The sequence below is a fragment of the Vibrio anguillarum genome (assembly GCF_001989995.2).
GTDB lineage: Bacteria > Pseudomonadota > Gammaproteobacteria > Enterobacterales > Vibrionaceae > Vibrio > Vibrio anguillarum.
Window position 1 is genome coordinate 1 of record NZ_JAHGUP010000202.1, and the last position, 265, is coordinate 265.

At 45.7% G+C, this 265-nt stretch carries 1 protein-coding gene; it reads right to left on the reverse strand.

Features of this window, described 5'->3' with window-relative positions; genetic code table 11:
* Positions 1 to 188 (reverse strand): hypothetical protein (locus tag PL85_RS18460; RefSeq protein ID WP_215809370.1); only part of this gene is annotated, 188 nt, incomplete at its 3' end.
* Between the last annotated feature and the right edge of the window lie 77 nt (positions 189 to 265).

Genomic DNA, 265 nt, shown 5'->3' on the forward strand with positions numbered 1-265 from the left:
ATCCCCATGATAGCCAGACGCTCGGTCAGTGTGGTGTTTGTGATATCAACCAGCTTGTAGTACAAGCCTTGAGTGTTGAGATAGTTAACAAGGCCAGTGTAAGAGCTGAAATAATCCCATTCGCCGGAAATGTAGACAGATACGGAGTTGTCAGGCATTAAGTCGTAGTAGATTTTTTCAGCGGCCATGATTAACGAGCCTCGATTTTTGCGTTAACTGCATGAATAAGGCGGCGTGTCATTTCACAGTCAGCTAAGGCGGTATG